This is a genomic window from Streptomyces sp. NPDC048484 (assembly GCF_040651415.1).
Classification (GTDB): Bacteria; Actinomycetota; Actinomycetes; order Streptomycetales; family Streptomycetaceae; genus Streptomyces.
In genome coordinates, this window is sequence record NZ_JBEZJY010000037.1 from 64,961 (window position 1) to 86,035 (window position 21,075).

General features: G+C 69.0%; 17 protein-coding genes. 12 read left to right on the forward strand and 5 right to left on the reverse strand.

Translation table 11 applies throughout. From position 1 onward, the window contains the following. Positions 1 to 6: 6 nt before the first annotated feature. Together AB0D14_RS31865 and manD are read right to left on the reverse strand one after the other, a co-directional pair. Complete coding sequence (locus tag AB0D14_RS31865) at positions 7 to 1,458, reverse strand: mannitol dehydrogenase family protein (RefSeq protein WP_362786065.1); 1,452 nt, start codon at positions 1,456 to 1,458, stop codon at positions 7 to 9. Then, a complete protein-coding gene (gene manD, locus AB0D14_RS31870; protein WP_362786067.1) occupies positions 1,455 to 2,663 on the reverse strand; it encodes a D-mannonate dehydratase ManD in 1,209 nt (402 codons plus the stop codon). The genes AB0D14_RS31865 and manD overlap by 4 nt, the downstream gene beginning before the upstream one ends. 140 nt (positions 2,664 to 2,803) lie before the next feature. Here manD and AB0D14_RS31875 point away from each other — a divergent pair, with 140 nt between their 5' ends. After that, the gene (locus tag AB0D14_RS31875) at positions 2,804 to 3,517 is read left to right on the forward strand and encodes a GntR family transcriptional regulator (protein WP_362786069.1); all 714 of its coding nucleotides are present in this window, start codon (positions 2,804 to 2,806) and stop codon (positions 3,515 to 3,517) included. Between the two features lie 315 nt (positions 3,518 to 3,832). Here AB0D14_RS31875 and AB0D14_RS31880 read toward each other — a convergent pair whose 3' ends face one another. Beyond that, on the reverse strand, positions 3,833 to 3,976 hold the full coding sequence (locus tag AB0D14_RS31880) for a hypothetical protein (RefSeq protein WP_362786071.1): 144 nt from the start codon (positions 3,974 to 3,976) through the stop codon (positions 3,833 to 3,835). A gap of 276 nt (positions 3,977 to 4,252) precedes the next feature. Further along, positions 4,253 to 5,257, reverse strand: a complete 1,005-nt coding sequence (locus AB0D14_RS31885; RefSeq protein WP_362786073.1) for a LacI family DNA-binding transcriptional regulator — start codon at positions 5,255 to 5,257, stop codon at positions 4,253 to 4,255. A gap of 266 nt (positions 5,258 to 5,523) precedes the next feature. Between AB0D14_RS31885 and AB0D14_RS31890 the strand changes: the two genes are divergently transcribed. Then, entirely contained in the window at positions 5,524 to 6,024 is a 501-nt protein-coding gene (locus tag AB0D14_RS31890; RefSeq protein ID WP_362786075.1) for a cysteine dioxygenase family protein, read from the forward strand. Between the two features lie 67 nt (positions 6,025 to 6,091). Here AB0D14_RS31890 and AB0D14_RS31895 read toward each other — a convergent pair whose 3' ends face one another. After that, positions 6,092 to 7,228 carry an NAD(P)/FAD-dependent oxidoreductase gene (locus AB0D14_RS31895; RefSeq protein ID WP_362786076.1) on the reverse strand — a complete coding sequence of 379 codons (1,137 nt, stop codon included), beginning with the start codon at positions 7,226 to 7,228 and terminating at the stop codon, positions 6,092 to 6,094. Between the two features lie 141 nt (positions 7,229 to 7,369). Here AB0D14_RS31895 and AB0D14_RS31900 point away from each other — a divergent pair, with 141 nt between their 5' ends. The 10 genes from AB0D14_RS31900 (at position 7,370) to AB0D14_RS31945 (ending at position 21,049) form a co-directional block, all read left to right on the forward strand. Beyond that, positions 7,370 to 8,104, forward strand: a complete 735-nt coding sequence (locus AB0D14_RS31900; RefSeq protein WP_362786078.1) for a helix-turn-helix domain-containing protein — start codon at positions 7,370 to 7,372, stop codon at positions 8,102 to 8,104. A gap of 168 nt (positions 8,105 to 8,272) precedes the next feature. Next, positions 8,273 to 9,442, forward strand: a complete 1,170-nt coding sequence (locus AB0D14_RS31905; RefSeq protein ID WP_362786080.1) for a hypothetical protein — start codon at positions 8,273 to 8,275, stop codon at positions 9,440 to 9,442. Continuing rightward, the gene (locus tag AB0D14_RS31910) at positions 9,435 to 11,129 is read left to right on the forward strand and encodes a hypothetical protein (RefSeq protein ID WP_362786081.1); all 1,695 of its coding nucleotides are present in this window, start codon (positions 9,435 to 9,437) and stop codon (positions 11,127 to 11,129) included. Before AB0D14_RS31905 ends, AB0D14_RS31910 begins: the two co-directional genes overlap by 8 nt. Then, a complete protein-coding gene (locus AB0D14_RS31915) occupies positions 11,126 to 12,244 on the forward strand; it encodes a hypothetical protein (protein WP_362786082.1) in 1,119 nt (372 codons plus the stop codon). The genes AB0D14_RS31910 and AB0D14_RS31915 overlap by 4 nt, the downstream gene beginning before the upstream one ends. A 225-nt stretch (positions 12,245 to 12,469) precedes the next feature. Continuing rightward, the gene (locus AB0D14_RS31920; RefSeq protein ID WP_362786083.1) at positions 12,470 to 13,762 is read left to right on the forward strand and encodes an ABC transporter substrate-binding protein; all 1,293 of its coding nucleotides are present in this window, start codon (positions 12,470 to 12,472) and stop codon (positions 13,760 to 13,762) included. A 100-nt stretch (positions 13,763 to 13,862) separates the two neighbouring features. Next, a complete protein-coding gene (locus AB0D14_RS31925) occupies positions 13,863 to 14,801 on the forward strand; it encodes a sugar ABC transporter permease (RefSeq protein WP_362786085.1) in 939 nt (312 codons plus the stop codon). Between the two features lie 15 nt (positions 14,802 to 14,816). Beyond that, a complete protein-coding gene (locus AB0D14_RS31930) occupies positions 14,817 to 15,644 on the forward strand; it encodes a carbohydrate ABC transporter permease (RefSeq protein WP_362786087.1) in 828 nt (275 codons plus the stop codon). Between the two features lie 68 nt (positions 15,645 to 15,712). Further along, positions 15,713 to 16,717, forward strand: coding sequence for a LacI family DNA-binding transcriptional regulator (locus tag AB0D14_RS31935; protein WP_362786115.1), 1,005 nt, complete (start codon positions 15,713 to 15,715; stop codon positions 16,715 to 16,717). Between the two features lie 97 nt (positions 16,718 to 16,814). Next, positions 16,815 to 18,749 (forward strand): cellulase family glycosylhydrolase, encoded by a 1,935-nt coding sequence (locus AB0D14_RS31940; protein WP_362786089.1) that lies wholly within the window; start codon positions 16,815 to 16,817, stop codon positions 18,747 to 18,749. Then, positions 18,746 to 21,049, forward strand: coding sequence for a glycoside hydrolase family 3 N-terminal domain-containing protein (locus AB0D14_RS31945; protein ID WP_362786090.1), 2,304 nt, complete (start codon positions 18,746 to 18,748; stop codon positions 21,047 to 21,049). The genes AB0D14_RS31940 and AB0D14_RS31945 overlap by 4 nt, the downstream gene beginning before the upstream one ends. Positions 21,050 to 21,075 lie beyond the last annotated feature (26 nt).

Here is a 21,075-nt window from a genome sequence, read left to right on the forward strand (position 1 = left end):
GCGGGCTCAGAGTTCGACGCGTCCGGCCCGCAACCCGGGAAACCGGTCCGCGACAGCGGCGGTGAGGACGTCGTCGTCCGCCAGATCGTTCGCGCCGACGGCTCGCAGCAGCGCGCGTACCGTGTCGGACGGATTGGCCGTGGACCCCCAACAGGCGGCGAGCGTGTCGGCCGCGGGGTCCGGGAGCGCGTCGGCCCGGCGAGTGCCGAGCGCCCAGGCGGCAAGGGCCAGCTCCAGGACCGGAGTGCGCGTGCCGCGGGCGCGCAGTTCACGCAGAGCCGGCAGCCAACGCTCCGTGATCTTCAGCGATCCGTCGGAGCCGATCTGGAGCAGCCGGTGCCGCATCGCGGGATTGCGGAAGCGTACGACGAGGTCCTCGGCGTACGCGGTCGGGTCGGGGCCGCCCGAGGGGAGGGTGTGGGCAACCTCCGCGCACAGCGCCCGGACGAGATCCTCGCCCCAGTCGGTCGCCATGGTGTCGGCGATCGTGGTGAGGCCCGCGGCGGTGCCGAGGTAGGCGAGGGCCGAGTGGGAACCGTTCAGCAGACGCAACTTGGTGAGCTGGTAGGGCGCGACATCCTCGACGAACAGTGCCCCGTCGAGCTCCCAGGGCGGCCGGGGCCCGGCGAATGAATCCTGCAGCACCCACTGCCGGTACGGCTCGGCCGCCACGGGCAGCGCATCACGCAGCCCGAGCGAGGCGAGGGCGGCGGCCCGGTCCGACTCGTCGGTCGCGGGCACGATCCGGTCCACGACCGTCGCGGGGAAGGCGACCGTTTCGGTCATCCGGTCCAGGATGTGCGTTCGGTCCGGCCAGGTGGAGGCGCGGACGAAGTCGTGGATGCCGCGACGCAGCGACGCGCCGTTGTCCGCCATGTTGTCGCAGGACACGACGCTGATCGGCGGGGCGCCCGCGCGCATCCGTGCCGCCAGCCCGGCGGCCAGTCGCCCGATCACCGTGGTGAGGGGTCCGCCGGGGTCCGCGGAGAGATCGGCGGCAACGGGCGGGGCCCCGGTGTCCAGGCCACCGGTCGCCGGAGAACGGTGGTAGCCCTTCTCCGTCACGGTCAGGGTCACCACTGTCACCTCGGGATCGGTGAGCAGGGCGTCCACGGCCCTGGCGTCGGGTCCCATGGCGAGGGCGCCGACGACGGAGCCCACCACGCGGGAACGGTGACCGTCCGGACGGCGTTCGGTGAGCGAGTACAGGCAGTCCTGCTCCCGCAGCGCTCGTACGGTCTCGACGGATCGGGGCGCGACCGCGGTGATGCCCCAGGGCTCGCCGGAGCGTGCGGCGGCGTGCTCGGTGTACACGGCCTGGTGGGCCCGGTGGAAGGCACCGAGGCCGAAGTGGACGACGCGCGTGCGCAGTTCGGCCGGGTCGATCACGGGCCGCAGGCCGGGTGCGAGCCCGGCGAGCGACATGCGGTTCAGCGGCGGTCGGATGTCGGTGCTCACCAGTCGTGCACCGAGCCGTCGAGGCGACGCGCGACCGGGAGGTAGCGGCGCTGGTAGGGGAAGCGCTCGGCGGCCTTGTCGTCGTACTCGACGCCGAGGCCCGGTTCGTCGGAGGGGTGGAGCATGCCGTCCGCGAACGTGACGCCCGTGCGGAACACCTCGGCGGTCTCGTCCGCGTGTCCCATGTACTCCTGGATACCGAAGTTCGGCACGGTGATGTCGAGATGCACGGCGGCGGCCATGCTGACCGGGGACAGGTCGGTCGCTCCGTGGGAGCCGGTGCGCACCTGGTAGAGGGCGGCAAGGTCGAAGATCCGCCGCAGATGGGTGATACCGCCCGCGTGGACGACTGTCGTGCGGACGTAGTCGACGAGTTGTTCGGTGATGAGCTGCTGGACGTCCCAAATCGAGTTCATCACCTCGCCGACCGCGATCGGCGTCGTGGTGTGCTGCCGGATGAGCCGGAAGGCCTCCTGGTTCTCGGCCGGGGTCGGGTCCTCCATCCAGAACAGCCGGCAACTCTCGACGCTCTTGCCGAACCGGGCCGCCTCGATGGGCGTGAGCCGGTGGTGCACATCGTGCAGGAGGTGGAAACCGAAGCCGAAGCGCTCCCGGACGGCCTCCAGGTACGTGGGCGCGAACTGGAGATATGCCTCGGTGTCCCACGGCTGCTCGTCCGGCAGCTCGGTGGCCGCCGGCTCGTAGACCTTGCCCTTGCGCACTCCGTACGTGCCGCCGACGTCGGGCACGGCGGCCTGCGCCCGTACGGCTTTGTAGCCCAGTTCCAGATAGCGCCCGACGTCGTCCAGCAGTGAGGGCACGTCGGTGCCGCTGGCGTGCGAGTAGACCAGGACGCCGTCCCGGGAGCGACCGCCCAGCAGCTGGTAGACGGGCAGTTCGGCGATCTTGCCCTTGATGTCCCACAGGGCGGTGTCGACGGCGGCGATCGCGGTCATGGTGACCGGTCCGCGCCTCCAGTACGCGCCCTTGTAGAGGTACTGCCAGGTGTCCTCGATGCGGTCGGCGTCCCTGCCGATCAGCAGCGGGACCACGTGATCGCGGAGATAGCTCGCGACCGCCAGCTCTCGACCGTTGAGTGTGGCGTCACCGAGTCCGGTGACCCCGTCCGTGGTGGTGATGCGCAACGTGACGAACGTGCGCCCCGGGGAGGCGACGAGCACCTCGACCCGCTCGATCCTGTTCACTGGCGGCTCTCCTTACGGCGGGGACGGCTGCCGAGCCGATGGTCCCGACCACCCCGGCAACGTGTCGTGCAGTACTTGTATACAAGCACTGGTCGCATAGATGAGCAAGACCCCTCCCCCGCGCTACGTAGGATGGGCGCATGGCTCAATCGAACGGGCGGCGGACGAGCAGGCGCGACATCTACCTGAAGCTGCGCCAGATGGTCCTGACCCTCGAACTCGCCCCGGGCGCGGCCCTCTCGGAGAACGAGATCGCCGTCTCACTGGGAGTCAGTCGCACCCCGGTGCGGGAGAGTTTGATCCTGCTGGCCCAGGAAGGCCTGGTACAGGTCTTCCCGAAGATCGGGTCCTTCGTGTCGCGGGTGGACCCCGCACAGGTCGCGGACGCGCAGTTCTTGCGGGAGGCGGTGGAGCTGGCCTCGCTGGAGGACCTGCCCGCTCAGCTCGATCCCGCGGTCCTCGCCGAGCTGCGGGACAACCTTGAGCGCCAGCAGCACACGGAACTCGGCCTGGAGGAGTTCTTCGCCCTGGACGAGTCCTTCCACCAGGGTCTGATGCGGCTCAGCGGTCATGGCAACGTCTGGACCACGGTGGCCGGGGCCAAGGGCCACCTGGACCGGGCGCGACGCCTCGGCCTCCATGAGAACGTGTCGCCGACCGTGTTCGCCATCCAGCACCTGGAAATCCTGGACGCCGTCGCAGCAGGAGACATCCCGCTCGCCCGCACCGCCATGCGCACGCACCTGCGGGCCGTCTTCAACGACATCGAACGCATTCGCGCCCATTCACCGGAACTCTTCGCCACCGACGCCACGACGGTTCCGGTCCGTCGCAACATCGTGATCTGGGAGTGACACCGGCCGCGCGTCCGGCGCGGAGCCGGGGAGCCAGGCGCCCCACTGCCGGACCATGCCGACGTGTGATGTCTTCCTGTTGAATCAACGTGTTGGAGAACGCCGAACAACGCGCCCGCGAGGTCGGCTACGACCCCGCCCTCCGCCACCCACTACGACGAAGCAACCGCCTGGTCACACCACGCACACCCCCATCCCGCCTGACGTCGAACGACATGAGATGTCTGACCACACCGAGTATCCGCTCGAGGAGCCTGGCCCTCTGCGGCGGCCAGACGCGGGATCCGGACGCGGGACAACGAGCGTCATAGCCGCTCAGCCGCCCGGCAACCGGCCCACCCCGTCACCATCGGCGTGCAGGACGCCGCCGTGGGCGAAGGTCATGCCACCGAACAACACCGGTGCGTCCACCTCGGCACGGACCGCGCCCCCACCGCCATCCTCACCGCTGACGGCCACTCGTACGCGGTCGGCTCCGTCTCCCGGCCCTGGGCCTCGCGGACCTTTCCGCGCAGCCGTCGTGCATCTCCTTGACCAGGCCGTTCTTTTGCCACCTGCGGAAGGAGGCATACACGCGGTGCCATGCGGGGAAGTCGCCAGGAACAGAGCGCCACTTGATCCGGGAATCCCGAGCGAACCCGTGTTCTTGCATGGCGCGCAGACGCGCGTTCACCTCGCTGAACCGTACGTTGTCGGCCTGGTCGACTACCGCGTCGATGTGGGCCAGGCCGCACCTCAGAGGCGTACGGCCGAGCCGCGTTCGCTCATCCGCGGTGCGCACAGGATGCGCTTCCTGCGGACCCGTCTGCCTTCGATCGCCGCGACGGTCAGCCGGGCCGCTTCCTTGGCGATCTCGGCCAGCCCCCAGTCGACGGTGGTGAGCGGGGGCGTGAGGACACGGGAGACGGGGTGGTCGTCGAAGCCGACCACGGAGATGTCCCGCCCGACGTGGAGCGAGGCCTCCGCCGCGGCCGCGTACACCCCGTAGGCGAGGGAGTCGGAGAAGCAGAAGACGGCGGTGGCGCCTCTCCCCCGGTCCAGGACGTCCCGTGCCACCGCCGTCGCCTCGCCCAACTCCTGCGGACAGGGGACGAGTTCGACACACAGTCCGAGACGGTCGGCGGCCTCCCGCACGTAGACGTCGGCGGGGCGGTCGGGGGTGCTGGGCCGGGTCGGGGTGAGCACGGTGACCCGGCGGTGGCCGAGGGCGTGCAGGTATTGCAGTACGGCGTCGATACCGGCCCTGTTGTCGAAGATGACCTGCCCGGCGGTGCGGGCGCGGCTGAGGGAGTCACCTATGGCCACGACCGGCAGAGCGTCGGCGATCGGCGCCCACCCCTCCGCGGAGGGGTCCACAGGAGAGACGAGCAGGGCGTCCACACGCTGATCGCGCAGTCGTTTGGCGAGGGCGAGTTCCCGGCCGGGGTCCGCGCCGGCGTCCAGGATGAGGGCGTAGCGGTCGCCGACGAGGAGTTCGCGGCCGATCGCGGCCATCAGCTGTTGCTGCCAGAGGTCCTGGAGGTCGCCGGCGAGGACCCCGACCATGCTCGTGCGGCCACTGGCCAGAGCGCGGGCGATGGGGTCGGCCTCGTAACCGAGGTCGGCGGCGGCCTTGCGTACTCGTTCCTCGGTCTCTTTCGAGACCTGCTTGCCGCGCAGGGCGTAGGAGACGGCGGCGGTGGAAAGGCCGGTGGCCTCGGCCACCTCCCTGAGGGTGGTGCGCTTGTTTGGCCTGGCCATGCGGTGAAGCCTACCGGTGACTGTCCGCACGGTGCGCGAAGGCTTGACACGGCATCTTGTTAACCGCTTAATTTAACCGCATCACTGAAGCGCTTAACCTCCCTCGGCCAAGTCACTCCAGCCCCTCCCCCGCCTCGCACTGACCTCCACCGACCTCCTCGGCGCGGACGCCGCTGTCCTCGCGCTGCGCACCGTCAACCCCGCCCGTCCGCTGCACGGCCGCGCCCACGGCGTGCGGCGGACACCATCACGAAGGGAGCGCCTCCATGACGTACGGATCCCTGCCGGACCGCACCCTGGACAAGCGTGAGCTCCAGGCCCTCGTCGACGACCTCGCCGCCCGCCCGGGCCTGTGGCGGGCGCAGGTCGCCTTCTCCGACGAGGAACGGCACTACGCCTCCCTGTACCGCGACGAGTACGTCGACGTCTGGCTGCTGTGCTGGACCCGGCAGAACGACACCGGCTGGCACGACCACGACCTGTCCTCCGGCGCGGTCAGCGTCGTGCAGGGCGCACTGAACGAGTCCAACCCGCGCATCGGCGGCAGCCACCTGTCCGTCACGGTCGACGCCGGCAAGTCCTTCTGCTTCGGCCCCGAGCACATCCACCGCCTCACCGGCGCCACCGACGACGCGGTGTCCCTGCACGCGTACTCGCCGCCGCTGTTGCGCATGGGGCAGTACGACATCACCGAGGACGGGCTGATGCGCCGGGTCTCCGTCTCGTACGCGGACGAACTGCGCCCGCTGGACACCCCGGTGGGGTGAGAGCCCCTGACAACGCGCTCCGCCCGTCCTGGTCCTGGAGCTTCTGGACTCCGAGTTCTCCTTAGCTCTACTGGCGCTGCTCGTGTCCGGTGAACAAGTCGACCAAGCCCTGGGGTGCGTTGTCGTCGAGGAAGCAGAGCCGGAAGATGTCGGCGGCCTCGGCGGCGGCCTCGACACCTCGGGGGAACAGGGCTCGCTCGTACTCACTCAGCGCGGCCTCGACATCGTGGCGGTGCGCGGCGATGGCCCGGCCGAGTTCGGCGCCGTCGTACATGGCCAGGTTGGCGCCTTCGCCGGACGGGACCATCAGGTGGGCCGCGTCGCCGAGCAGGGTCACGCCGGGCACACGGTCCCACCGGTGCCCCATGGGCAGGGTGTGGACGGGGCGCAGTACCGGTGCGGTCTCGCCGGCCGTGATCAGCGCCGTGAGCTCCGGAGCCCAGCCGTCGAACTCCGCCGCGATCACCGCCCTGACCGCGGCGGAGTCGGTGAAGTCGATACTCGCGAACCAGTCCTGCGGCTTGTTGAGCGTGATGTAGGCGTGGAGAGTTCCGCCCCTCTCACGGTGAGCGTGTATCCCCCTCCCCGGCGCGAGCGCGAACATCGCCCCGCCGCCGACCGCTTTCGCGCCGGCGGGATGCCGGGCGTCACTGTCGAACGGGTGGGTCTCGACGAACGACGCGCCGACGTACTCGGGTGTGGCGTCGGAGAGCAGCGGCCTCACTCGTGACCACGCGCCGTCGGCGCCGACGAGCAGGCTCGTGACAAGGGTGGTTCCGTCGGAGAAGGTCACCTCGTGGCGGCTGTCACCGAGGGCACGGACACCGCTGACCTTGTGGCCCCATCGGACGGTGCCTGCCGGGAGCGAGTCGAGCAGGACCTGCCGCAACTCGCCGCGCTGCACCTCGGGGCGTCCACGCGTGCCGTCGTCGGGTATGTCGACCAGAACGTTTCCTTCCCGGTCGAGGACCCGCGTCGCCTGGCGGCCTTCCAGGATGAGGCTGCGGAACTCGTCCATCAGGCCTGCCGCCCGAAGAGCCGGTTGACCGTTGTACTCGTGGATGTCGAGCATCCCGCCCTGCGAGCGAGCGGCCGCCGAGGGCTCCGCCTCGTAGACCGTCGCCGGGATGCCGTGCACGTGGAGGACGCGAGCCAGCGTGAGGCCGCCGAGGCCGGCGCCGATGATCGTGACGTCAGTGGTCATGGTGATTCCTTGTGTGTCGCACGTCTGCCGGGCGGACACCCGGCAGGTCATCTATGGAACGTCGTTCCAGTCCCAGCCTGGAACGGCGTTCCATAGATGTCAAGCTGGAACAGCGTTCCAGGGCTGTGTCAGGATGTGGGCATGGCAGCCAGGACACGTCGCACAGAGCGACGAGAGGAACCGCTCTCCCGGGAGCGCATCATCGAGGCCGCGATCGGGCTTCTCGATACGGCGGGCGAGGGCGGACTCACATTTCGCGCTCTGGCCGAACGCCTCGCCACCGGGCCAGGTGCGATCTACTGGCACGTCTCGGGCAAGGACGAACTCCTCAATGCCGCCACCGACGCCGTCGTCGCCGGCATCATGACCGCCGACACCAACGACACTGCCGCTGCCACCGACAGCGCCGACACCGCCGCCGGCACGACGCCGCAGGAAGCGATCCGCGGACTCGCACTCGGCGTGTTCGACGCGATCGAGGCCCACCCGTGGATCGGCACGCAGCTCGCCCGGGCCCCGGGGCAGTCGCCTCTCCTGCGAGTCTTCGAACACCTCGGACGCCAGGTACAAGCGCTCGGTGTACCCCACGCCGCCCAGTTCACCGCGGCGTCCTCCCTGCTGAACTACATCCTCGGAGTGGGTGGACAGAACGCGGCCAACACCCAGACACACCTGGCACGGCAGCCGGGCACGAACCGCACCGAGTTCCTCGACACCACCTCGGCCGCATGGGCGGACCTCGATCCCGACGCATACCCGTTCACCCGAAACGTCGCAGACCAACTACGCGACCACGACGACCGGACAGAGTTCGTCGCCGGCATCGACCTGATCCTCACCGGCATCACAGCCCGTCGACAGGTGGCCGCCGACTGACACCGGCCCACCCCACCGGATGGAGGCAGCCGGCTTCGAGGCCGGTCGACGCGCGGCCGTCGAGGCATGACCTTCGGGTGAACGGCTGGCCACTGCGGTACTTCGCCAGTACTATTGAATACTTTCGGTGATCGTTCGAGAACGTACCGTCATGCAGTTCGGGGGAACATGCGCGCCGAAGGTCTCACTCCCATCGAAAACACGCTCAGCATGCACCTCGGCGGGCACATCTCGGTCGAGAAGGTGGACGAGAAATGCACAGCCGCTTCCCCGCTTCTGGTGACTGCAGAGACAGTGTGGATCGACCTCAGTACGGCAGTGACGTTCGATGTCATCGCGATGCTGCGGGTGTTGTCTGTCGCGGCGATGCGCAAGGACTCCGGCGGCGAGACCCGGTTCCGGCTTCCCAGGAACGCGGCGGCGCGGCATTGCCTGCGGCTTTGGAGGTTCCCGGACGCGGTGTCGGCCGTGACCCGCACTCCGTTCCGCCTCCTCGTCTCCGAGGAAGACGAAACCTACTTCGGGGAAAACTGGCCGGAAACGCAGGAGCCGTCGAGTCACGGGGTCGACAACCTTCGGTCGAGTGTCCTGCCCTATCTCGTCGAGCGACAGAACTTCGGGATATGTCCGTACCGGTTGGACGATGCGATGAGCCGCCTCCAGTTCGTCGAGGACGAGACCGCCCGCTGGACCGGCTACGCACTGGTCCAACTCCTGCAGAGAGTTCTCAAGGGGTCGGCATCCGATGTTGCGCGCGTACTCGTTCCCGAACTGCTCAACAGCGTTGTCGCGCACCGTTCCGCGCGGCTGGGCGTGGCCGGCTCACAGATGGAGCTGCCTGCACCGTGGGTCGATGACGGAAACGGGATACTCACCATCGGGGTGTGGGACAACGACGTCACACTGATCGCATCGCTTCGGGAGCGGCTGGCGGGCGGTGAGAAGGAATTTGAGGGAAACTCTCGCGTGTCGGCCCAGTTGGTCGTCGACTCCGAAGGCTGGACCCGGAGCCGGAGGAACTACGATTCGAGGTGGCTGCCCGGCCCGAGCGCTGCGGATTCCGAGGTACTGCTCGCCGAAATGGTGGCCGGCACGCCGCTCCTTGTCCCTCCGACCGGATATCCCCAGGCCGGACAGGGAATCTACACGCTCTACAGGACAGCGATCGACGTATTCGGAGGCAGTCTTCAGATCCGCACGGGCGGCACATGCCTGACCGTTCAGAGCGCCCCGGATTTCGACGGCGCGCGCTATCAGGTTCGGGCGACGCAGAACGCCGCTCTGCCTGCGCAGTTGGGAAACCTGATATCGGTACGGCTACCGGTGCACAATGTCTGACCTCGCCGTACAGAAGATCATGGTCAGAAGGGCCGCTCCGGAACCTGTCCACGAGAACATCCTCGACGTCTATCGATGGCTCGGCGGCCAACTCGCGCAGGAGCCTATTCGCCTCATTCCCCCGAAGCACACGATCTACGTGACCTCCGAGGAATTCCACTCCCGGAATTTCGAGATCCACAGGCACCTCACGGGCCAACTTCCCGTGAGCCGGGGGACCAGGTACCTGATCCTCGACCTGACGGGCAATCCATACAGTCTCCTTGAAGAATCGCTGCTGTACCGCATCGCGGTCATCGCGCAGGAGTGGATAGCTGTCGGTTCCCGCCGTGTGCTCGCGATTCTGGTCCGGAAGCGCCCCTCCGAGACCTCGGACTTCTGGGTTCCCTTGCGGTCCTCGGGGGAAAGTGTCAGCCGTGCCGGAAAGATCGTCGTCATCGCGGACGACGGATCCTGTGAGTGGGCACACGGCGGCACAAAGAGCCTTGGCCACGGTTTCGCGGAGGAGTACGCCGCGCATCGGGCCCCGTCGGACGAGTCCCTGAAGCAGCGCTTGGAGACGAAAGTCATCCGGAGGCTGGGACATTACGACTTCGGCAACCGGGACATCCCGCACTGCTCGCGGTACTTCTTCGACATGGGGCAGGCCGTGGAGGAGATCGGGATGATGGCCGAGCGATGGCTGAAGAAGCACTTCGCGCCCGCCCTGGCCGATCCGAAGGGCCTGACGCTCATCAGCGTCGAATCAGGCACCACATATCTGCACGACGCGATCGCCGGTGTGGCCACCGCCCTCGGCTGTACCTGGCGTCGCGTCAAGTCGAGTGAGCAGGTGACCAGCCTTGAGATCACCGGGACGGCGGTGCTCTTCTTCAACGTGGTCCACACTGGCCGTACTTACGAGAACGTGGTCCGGCTTCTACGCGGCCGAGGTGTTGAACTGGCCTCCCGGGCATTGGCGATCATCGTCACCGACCAGGGTCTCGACATGTCCGGCGGGCCTCTGCCCTGTGATGAAATCACACGGTTCAACCGCGCGAAGGTGCCCCGCGAGAGCTGCGAGCAGTGCCGGATCGGACTCAGACATACGAATCCGTTGGAAGACCACCTTCAGGCGCTGCGGAGTTACGACGTCTGGAACATCTTTCTCGGGTCACGCTGGCGCCCCGAGGAGTTCGGACCTCATGATGCCGACACCTTCTTCTCATACCATCCGGACATGGGGCATGTCTTCGAGGTGTACGGCGACTGGATCGCCCTGAAGGCCATCTCCCTGTCAAAAGCTCTCGGGGAGCAACTCGATCCGATCTTCGTCTGCCCACAGGAGGAGCGCATCGAGAAACTGGTCGTCAGGCTCGGGGTGTTGATGGAGAACCGACAGATCACCATCCGGATCCCTCGTGACGTCCTGGACGACTCGGATTCCGAGGAGCGTCTGACGGCGACAGCAGATGAGGACTGGCAACGACAACTGCGACATCTGGGAAGGCGCCGGAAGAAGGCGCTGATTCTTGACGAGTTCCGTGCGCGAGGCACTACCGCACGTGCAATTCGATCGATTCTCCAGCAGTTCGGAGTGGAGCCGATCGCGTTGGTGCCCATCCTCGATTTCTCCGATGAACAGGACCTCGACGGCCTTCCGGTGTACCCCCTGTACAAGATCAGGGCCAGAAGGAGCGGACCGTGACGGACGACAACTCATGGCTTGCGACACCTCCTGATCTTCTGGCGGAGGAGAACCCGGAGCAGGCATGTCGAGCCCTTGCCCACATCCTCGACACCAAGCGGGATGTCTGGAGGTCGACCACTCGCTCGGGAAGCGCAGTCGGTGGAAACGGCCAGGTGAAACGCAGCCTGCTGGTTGCCGACTACGCACGTAGGTCGAAGCAGCTGCCACCCGAACTTCGGGCCTATCTCGACCGCAAGGTCATCAACTCGTTCCTTCCCCCCGAATTGGCCGGGGTCAAGGAAGACGCGGACTTCCGTCATACGAAGGAAGCCGTCGACGTCGCGGTGGTCACGGTGCTGCCGGAAGAACTCGATGCCACGCTCTCCGTGTTCGGCCTCAACGGCGAGGTGTTCAGATCGGCCGGCGGGCAGCGGTTCTACCCCACGCGCGTGCCCGCCCGCAGAAGCCGCGAATCACTGTCCGTGATCATCACGGCGTCCGGCGAACCTTACAACATTCACATTGTGCGGTGTATCCAAGCCCTGCTGGAACAGTACGCGCCCAAAGTGGTGTTTCTCCTCGGTATCGCGGCAGGCGTTCCGGGCCAGGTCCAGCGCGGTGACGTAGTGGTCGCCAGACGGGTCCACTACTACGAGTCGGCCCGCCTGGGCGCGGTCGTCGAGCCCCGCCCGCAGTACGCGCAGGACTCCGACACCTACGGGTACGGGATCTTCCATTACAACCCGAATCGCACCAACTACCATGATGAAGTCAATCGATTCCTGCGCGGGCTCAACAGCGACGACCTGCCCGAGGGACTCGAAATCGGGCACCGTCCGCACATCGTGAAAGACAACGCGACGATCACGTCGGGCGAGAAGGTCCTCAGGGACGGAAATTTCCTTCGCAGGCTCAGGGACAATGACAACGCGATCTGCGCAGCGGACCAGGAATCATATGGTTTCGCCCGTACTGTGCACGACCTGCCCTGGTTGATCTTCCGAGGGATCAGCGATCACGGCGACGACGTGAAGGACGATCGTTGGAAATATGTCGCGTCGACCTTCGCCGCCCTGTGCCTCAAGGACTTTCTGCAGACGCAGTACCTGGCCCCGGGCACTGACACGCTCTGAACGGGAAAGCCGGACACAGGCCTGGCACGAGCAGACACAGGCACAGCAGACAGGCCCAGCAGACACAGACCCAGAGGGCGGATCCGGCCGGACCCCGACGCCCGTGACGGCCTGCGCACCCTCCACGGGTCTTGACCCCACGCGGAACCCCTCCTAAAGTCCTCGCACTCTCGCAGGTACATCGATTAACCACTCGTTAACCGCCATGGTTGGAGACACCCCGCTGTGCGCTCACCGCTGACTCGGCGCGGCTTCATCGCCGCCGGTTCCGGCCTTGCCGCCGCGACCGCTCTGCCCGCTCTGTCCGGCTGTTCCGCGCTGACCGCGGCGGACTCCGATCCCGACACACTCGTCGTACACAGCCAGCTGGGCACCACCGCGCCCGGATCGCCCACCTATCTGGCATCCCTGGACCGCTTCCGCAAGGAGAACCCGGGACTCAAGGTCAAGAACCTCGTCAACGGCGACGACCTCGCCCAGGTCTACGAAACCTCCCGGCTGGCCCGTAAGGAACCGGACGTGGTCATGGTCAACCTGTACGACAAGACCCTGGCCTGGACGGATGTCGGCGCGACAGTCGACGTCAAGGACTACCTGGACGACTGGGGGCTGCGCGAGCGGGTGCTGCCGGTGGCCCTGGACGCCTGGACCGACAGCAGGAAGAGACTGCGGGCCTTTCCCTACTTCGCCACCAACTGGCCGGTCGCGTACAACAGGTCGCTTCTCGACAAGGCCGGAGTGGACGAGATCCCGGTCACCGGCGACCAGCTGATCGCCGCGTCCCGCAAACTGCGCGCCAAGGGCATCGGCCCCGTCACGGCCGGCGGCAACGACTGGACCGGGCAGAAGCTCCTCGCCCAGATCATCCAGACCTTCCTCACCGAGGACGAGGCCCGGCACGTCTACTCCACCGGCGACTTCAGCGGGAGCAGGGGCGCGAAGGAGGGCATCGAGTACTTCGTCGAGCTGCGCGACGCCGGAGTGTTCGTCGACAAGGCGCAGGGCCTGACCTCGGACTCGATGACCACGCAGTACAACACGCAGGGCGCCGCCATCCAGTCGGCGATGTCGTCGGCGCTCGCGAAGGTGCCGGAACCCGTCGCACGCCACACGGACGTGGGCGGCTGGCCGCTCGCCGGGGGCGCCGCCCACGAGCGGCCGACGATCCTGCGGACGTACACCCTGATCGGGTTCTGGATCAGCCCGAACGGCACGAAGAAGATCGACGCCGTCGAGAAGTTCCTGCGCTTCATGTACCGCCCCGACACCGTGTCCCGGTTCATCCGGGAGAGCGGCCGCGACATGGCGCTGCGCTCGGCCACGGTCAGTACGGACTTCCCGCTGGTCGCGGCCGCCCAGCGGCTGGGGGACGACGTCAGCCAGGTCCTGCTGCCCGACGTGTACGTGCCGCCCACGGCGACCCAGCCGCTCATCACCGCGACCAGTACGTCCTTCACCCGCGGCACCGGCGCCGCCAAGGTCCGCGGCGCGCTCGAAGCGGCGTACCGCTCCGCGTGAACCTCCCGTACCAGTCCCCGTACCTGCCCCAGTACCTGTCCCCGTACCCGCACGCGTGCCCTGCCCCGCGTCCCGCGCCTCAGTCCATCGGAGTCACCGCATGACGACGTTGACGCCCCCACCGGGCGACACCACGGTCCGCCGCCCCGGCCCGCCGTCCGCCACCACCGGGCGGCGCCCGCCCCGGCAGGGCGGCACCGGCCTCGCCGTCCCGGCCCTGGTCTGGTACCTGGTCTTCATGGTCGGCCCGATGATCGCGATCTTCGTGGTCGCCGCCCTGCACTGGCCGGGCATGCTGCAACCGGTGTCGTTCGCCGGCCTCGGCAACGTCCGTACCGTCCTCGACGACCCGGTCTTCTGGGACGCGGTGCGCAACACCGCGGTCCAACTCGCCGTCGCCCTGCCGATCATGATCGTGTGCGCCTACATGCTGGGCTACTACGTCGCGCAGAAGCCGCCGGGACACCGGGTCATCCGCTACCTGCTCTTCATCCCGGGGCTCATCTCGACCCCGGCGAAGGCCATGGTGTTCTACGCCGCCCTGTCCCCGGACGGCCTTGCCAACGGGGCCCTGGAGTCGGTCGGCCTCGGCTCGCTGACCGACGCCTGGCTCGCCTCGCCGTCCACCGCCCTGGCGTGTCTGATCGCCCTGGACGTATGGGCCGGAATCGGCTTCACCGCCGTACTGTTCGCGGCCCGCCTCGGCAGCGTGCCCGACGAACTCGGCGAGGCGGCCCAGCTCGACGGCGCCGGGCACTGGCGCACGATGTGGCTCATCCACTTCCCCGTCATCCGCGACTACGTCGGCGTGGTGACGATGCTCCAGTTCCTCTGGACGCTCTTCGGGTCCGCCCAGCACGTCCTGCTGCTCACCCAGGGCGGGCCCGGCAGCTCGTCGACCACCCTGTCGTTCCTCGTCTACCAGAAGGCGTTCATCGCGGCCGACCTGGGCTACAGCCAGACCGTCGGCGTCATCCTCTTCCTCGCCGGGCTCGTCGGACTGCTCACCATCCGCCGCGCATTCCGCCAGAACTACTGATCGGAGCCGCTCACCATGAAGCTCGGCAAGCGCTGGCTGCCCGCGCACATCCTGGTGTGGTCCTACGCGGTCCTGCTGATCGTGCCGCTGTACTACTTCCTCGCTTCGGCCTTCAAGACGAACGACGAGATCTTCGCGCACCCCTTCGCCCTGCCGACCTCGTTCGGTCTCGGCAACTTCCGCACCGCCTTCGACAGCGCCGACCTGGGACTCGCCGTCGTCAACTCGGCGCTGGTGACGGTCTTCGCCCTCGTCCTGACCCTGGCGCTCGCGCTGCCCGCGGCGTTCGCCCTCGCCCGGTCCACCGGCCGTGCCGCCTCCGTCATGGAAAAGGTCTTCTCGCTCGGCTTCCTCATCCCCACCTTCGCCGCGCTCTTCCCGACGTTCCTGCTGGCCGCGGCGACCGGCCTGTTCCACACCCGTACGTTCATGGTGCTGTTCCTGCCCGCGACCGCGATGCCGCTGTCCGTGGTGATCCTGGTGCAGTTCATGCGGACCATCCCCAAGGAGATGGAGGAGGCCGCGCGCATGGACGGCGCCTCCACGTACGCGGTCCTGCGGCATGTCTACATCCCGATGTGCATGCCCGGCATCGCGACCGTCCTGCTGCTGAACTTCCTCACCTTCTGGAACGAGTACCTGTACTCACTCGTGATCATCGGACCCGACCCCGCGCAGCGCACGGTCCAGGTCGCCCTGCCCACTCTGAAGTCGATCACCGGAACCGACTACGGCGTCCTCACCGCCGGCACGGTCCTCACCCTCGTACCGGTGTGGATCGTCTACACGATGCTGCAGAAGCGCATGCAGCAGGCGCTCGTCAGCGGGGCGGTGAAGCTGTGAGTACGTCCGCCGGCACCCCTGAGGGGTCTGCCCCTGCGGGGTCCGCCCAGCCCGTCAGGCGCCCCACCATCAAGGCCGTCGCGGCAGCCGCCGGAGTGTCGACCGCGGCCGTGTCCCAGGCCTTCAACGACAAGGGGCGACTGTCCGGGCCGACCCGCCGCCGCATCCTGGACACCGCACTGGAGCTGGGCTGGTCGCCGAGCGCGCCCGCCGCCGCACTGCGCAGCGCCCGCACCCGTACGCTCGCCCTGGTCGTCCGGCGCCCCACCGACGTACTGGGCGCGGACCCCCACTTCAGCGAACTGATCACCGGTATAGAGGGCGAACTCGCCCCGCGCGGCTACGGACTCCTGCTGCACCTGGTCGCGGGGGCGCAGGAGGAGAACGTCCTCTACGAGCGGCTCGCCGCCGAGGGCAGGGTGGACGGCGCGGTACTCACCGACGCGCGCGCCGACGACCCGCGCCCCGCGCTGCTGACCCGGCTGGGCCTGCCCGCGGTGCTTCTCGGCGCCCCCGACCGTGCGGCGGCCGTGCCGCGCGTCGGCCTCGGCCGGCAGGGGGCCGGCGTCGAGGAGGTCGTCGCCCACCTCCTGGAACTCGGCCACCGGCGCATCGCCTACGTGGCGGGTCCCGAGGAGCTGCAGCACACCCGGCTGCGCCACGGTGCCTTCGGCGCGGCCCTGCGCTCCGCGGGCGTGCGACCGGTCGCCGTGCTGCACACCGACTTCTCGGAGGTGTCGGCGGTCGCCGCGACCGACGCGCTCCTGGCCACCGCGGACCGCCCCACGGCCATCGTGTACGCCAACGACTCGATGGCCGTGTGCGGCATGGGGGCCGCCCAGCGTGCGGGCCTGCGCGTCCCCGAGGACCTCTCGGTCGTCGGCTACGACAACCTGCCCCTCGGCCGTTGGCTGCATCCGCGGCTGACCACCGTCGACCAGCAGGTGCAGCGGGTCGGCGCGGCCGCCGCGCGTGTCCTGCTCGCCCGCTGCGGCGAGGACGTCGAAGCCGAGCAGCTCGACGACCGGCCCCGCCTGGTCGTCCGCGAGTCCACCGGCCCCGCTCCCCGCTGACCGGCCCGCCGCTCCCGACCCCGACCCAGCCACGAGACCTCACACGCACCCGTACCACCCGTACCACTCGACCGATCCGAGAAGGACCAGAAGGACCATGCGACGCCACAGCGCCCACCTGACCCACGACTCCGCCGTACTGCCCTGGCTCGGCGCCAACTTCTGGTCCCGCACCGGCGGCCCCCTGATGTGGCGCGACTACGACCCGAAGACGGTCCGCGAGGAACTTGAGGTGTTGCGCGAGCACGGTCTGACCATGACGCGCTCCTTCTTCTACTGGCCGGACTTCCACCCCGAGCCGCACCGCGTCGACGACACCCTGTGCGACCGTTTCGCGGACTTCCTCGACGCGCACACCGAGGCGGGCATGGGCACCGTGCCCACCTTCATCGTCGGCCACATGTCCGGCGAGAACTGGGATCCCGTCTGGCGTGGCGGGCGGGACCTGTACGAGGACGTGTGGATGGTCGGCCGTCAGGCGTGGTTCGCGTCGCAGATGACCCGCCGCTTCAAGGACCACCCCGCGGTCACCGGCTGGCTCATCACCAACGAGATGCCCGGCTACGGCCGCGTCTACCAGGAGAACCCGCCCTCCTCCGACGTCGTCACGGCCTGGGCGCAGGCCATGTGCAACGCCGTACGCGCCGCCGGCGGGACCCAGCCCGTCAGTCTCGGGGACGGCGCCTGGGGCATCGAGGTGACCGGCCGCGACAACGGTTTCTCGCTCCGCGACACCGCGGAGTACGTCGACTTCGTGGGCCCGCACGTCTACCGCTCGGACACGGACCGGCCCCGCCAGCACTACCGGGCGGCCTTCGAGTGCGAGCTGGCGTCGGTGACGGAACAGCCCGTCGTACTGGAGGAGTTCGGCCTCTCCACCGACACCGTCTCCGCCGAGAACGCCGGGGTCTACTACCGGCAGACCCTGCACAACTCCCTGCTCGGCGGAGCCACCGGCTGGATCGCCTGGAACAATACCGACTACGACGACCTGTGGGACCGCTCGCCGTACGACCACCACCCCTTCGAGATGCACTTCGGGATCACGGACAGCGAGGGCGCGCCGAAGGCACCGCTGCTCGAACTCGCCGCGTTCGCCGACGTGTTGAAGGCGGTCGACTTCGCCCGCTGCCGACGGGCCGACACCGACGCCGCGCTGGTCGTGCCCGCGTTCCTGGAACGCGGATACCCCTACAGCAGGCCCGCCGACCGTCCGCTCATCTTCACCTCGCTGCACCAGGCGTACGTCGCCGCGCGCGCCGCCGACCTGCCGGCCGGACTCGTACGCGAGGCCGACGGCCTTCCCGGCCACGCCAAGCTCTATCTGCTGCCCGCCACGCGGCAGTTGACCGCCCGCACCCGACGTGAACTGGCACGCCGGGCACAGGAGGGGGCGACGGTCTACCTGTCGTTCTGCTCCGGCGAGCACCCCGGCACGCGCGGGCCGTGGTTCGACGACCTCGACGGCCTGTTCGGGGTCGAGCTGCAACTGTCGTACGGGGTCGCCGAGCCGGTGACCGACGACGTACTGGAGATGACCTTCACCGAGGACTTCGGCCCGCTCGCGGCGGGCGAGACCCTGACCTTCCCGGTGGCGGGCAACGAGGACAGCCGGGCCTATCTGCCGGTGGTCCCGCGCGACGCCCGGGTGGTCGCGGTGGACGCGCACGGCCGGCCCGCCCTGCTCGTACGCGAGACCGGACGGGGCCGCACCGTCCTTGCAACCTATCCGCTGGAACACATGGCCGCCCGCACCGCCCACGTCAACCCCGAGCAGACCCACCGCCTGTATGCGGCGCTCGCCGACGTCGCGGGCGCCGACCGCCCGGTCACCGTCGACAGCCCGTACGTGGGCGCGGACCTGCTCGTGCACGAGGACGGGCGGCGTTTCGTGTGGCTGGTGAGCCAGTCCGCCGAGGAACTGACCGTGCGCCCGGAGGCGGCCGGCACCCTGCGCGACATGACCTCCGGCGAGCGTGCGACGGACGTACGGCTCGCGCCGTACGGGGTCGTCGTCCTGGAGCTGACATGACCCGCCCGCTCCATCTGGACGCGGGCACATCGGTCGAGGCCCGGGTGCGGGACCTGCTGGGCCGCATGACCCTCCAGGAGAAGGTCGGCCAGGTCAACCAGCGCCTGTACGGCTGGGACGCCTACGAGCGGACGTCGTCCGGAGGGCACCGGCTCACCGACGCCTTCCTGACCGAGGTCGCCGCCCACGACGGCATGGGCGCCCTCTACGGGCTGCAGCGCGCCGACCCCTGGTCCGGGGTGGGATTCACCGACGGCATCACGGCGGCCGACGGCGCCCGGGTCTCGGACGACGTGCAGCGCCACGTCGTGGAGAACACCCGGCTGGGGGTGCCGGTGCTGTTCGTCGAAGAGGTGCCGCACGGCCACCAAGCCCTCGACGGCACCGTCCTGCCGGTCAATCTCGCCGTGGGCGCCACCTGGGACCCCGACCTGTACGAGGCGGCCGCCGAGGCCGTGGGCGCCGAACTGCGGGCCCGCGGCGGCCATGTCGCGCTCGTGTCGGCCCTCGACCTGGTGCGCGACCCGCGCTGGGGGCGCGCCGAGGAATGCTTCGGGGAGGATCCCCATCTGGCGGCCCGGTTCACGCAGGCGCTGGTACGCGGCATGCGCAGGGCGGACACCGCGGTCGTCCTCAAGCATTTCGCCGGGCAGGGTGCCACGGTCGGCGGACGCAACAGCGCGGCCACCGAACTGGGGCCGAGGGAACTCCACGAGATCCACCTCGCGGCGGCGCGCGCGGGCGTCCGGGCCGGCGCCGCGGGGGTGATGGCGGCGTACAACGAACTGGACGGCCTGCCCTGCGTCGCCAGTCAGCCCCTGCTGACCGGGCTCCTGCGCGACCAGTGGGGCTACGACGGGATCGTCATGGCGGACGGCGGCGCCATCGACCGTCTGGTCCGCCTCACCGGCGACCCGGTGGCCGCCGGTGCCATGGCCCTCGCGGCAGGCTGTGACCTGAGTCTGTGGGACGCCGGCTTCCCACGGCTGGCCGAGGCCGTCACCCGTGACCTCGTTCCCGAGGCCACGCTCGACACCGCTGTCGCCCGGGTCCTCACCCTCAAGTTCCGGCTCGGTCTCTTCGAGCAGCCGTACGCGTCCGGGCGCCCCGTCCACGAACCACCCTTCCCGGTAAGGGAGTTGAGTGAGCGGATCGCCAGAGCCTCCGTCGTCCTGCTCGAACACGACGGACACACTCTGCCCTTGGGGCCCTCGACGCGGCGGATCACCGTACTGGGCCCCAACGCCGACTCCGTACCGCACCAGATCGGCGACTACACCGCGCCTCAGCGGCCCGGAACGGGCGTCACCGTCCTCGGGGGCATCCGCGCGGCCGCCCCCGAGGGGGTCGGGATCACCCATGCCGCGGGGTGCGCGCTGACCGGCGCCGATCTGTCCGCGATCCCCGAGGCGGTCGCCCTGGCCGCCGCCGCGGATGTGGCCGTGCTGGTGCTGGGTGGTTCCAGTGCCCGCGACGACGCCACGGCGTTCGACCGCAACGGCGCGGCGCTGGTCGGTGCGGCCACGCCGGGCGGCATGACCTGCGGCGAGGGCGTCGATCTGGCGGAACTGACCCTGCCCGTGGGTCAACTGCGGCTGATCGAGTCGGTGACCGCCACGGGCACACCTGTCGTCGTGGTCCTGGTCCAGGGACGCCCGCACGCCCTGCCGGATCTCTCCGAGACCGGGACCGAGACCGGGACCGGGACCGGGACCGTGGGCGCCGTGCTGAGCGCGTGGTATCCGGGGCCGTGGGGTGGCCGGGCGGTCGCCGACATCCTCTTCGGCCGGGCGGAGCCGGAGGGGCGCCTGCCCGTGTCGGTACCGCGATCGGCGGCACAACTGCCCGTTCACTACAACGGCAAGGACCACGGCTATCGCGGTTACGTCGACCAGCCGGCGTCCGCCCGTCACCCGTTCGGCCACGGGCTGTCGTACACGACGGTGTCCTACGGCACGCCCAAGCTGTCCCGTACCTCCGTGCCGCTCGACTCGCCCACGCTGACCTGCACGGTCGCTGTCACGAACACGGGACACCGGCCGGTGTGCGAGACCGTGCAGTTGTATGTTCGGCGGATGTCGGGCGGCTCGTCGTGGCCCAGGACGAGGGAACTGCGCGGATTCGCCCGTGTCCGGCTCCGGCCGGGTGAGACCGCGGAGGCCGTGTTCGACATCGACGCGGACACACTCGCTTCGGTGACGCGAGACCTCGGCGTGGGCGTGGAGGCGGGTGAACTGCTGCTGGAGACCGGCCCTTCGTCCGACCGGACTCGTGCCACACCCCTCACGGTCGATCCTTGAAACACGAGGGGGTTGGACACAAGGGG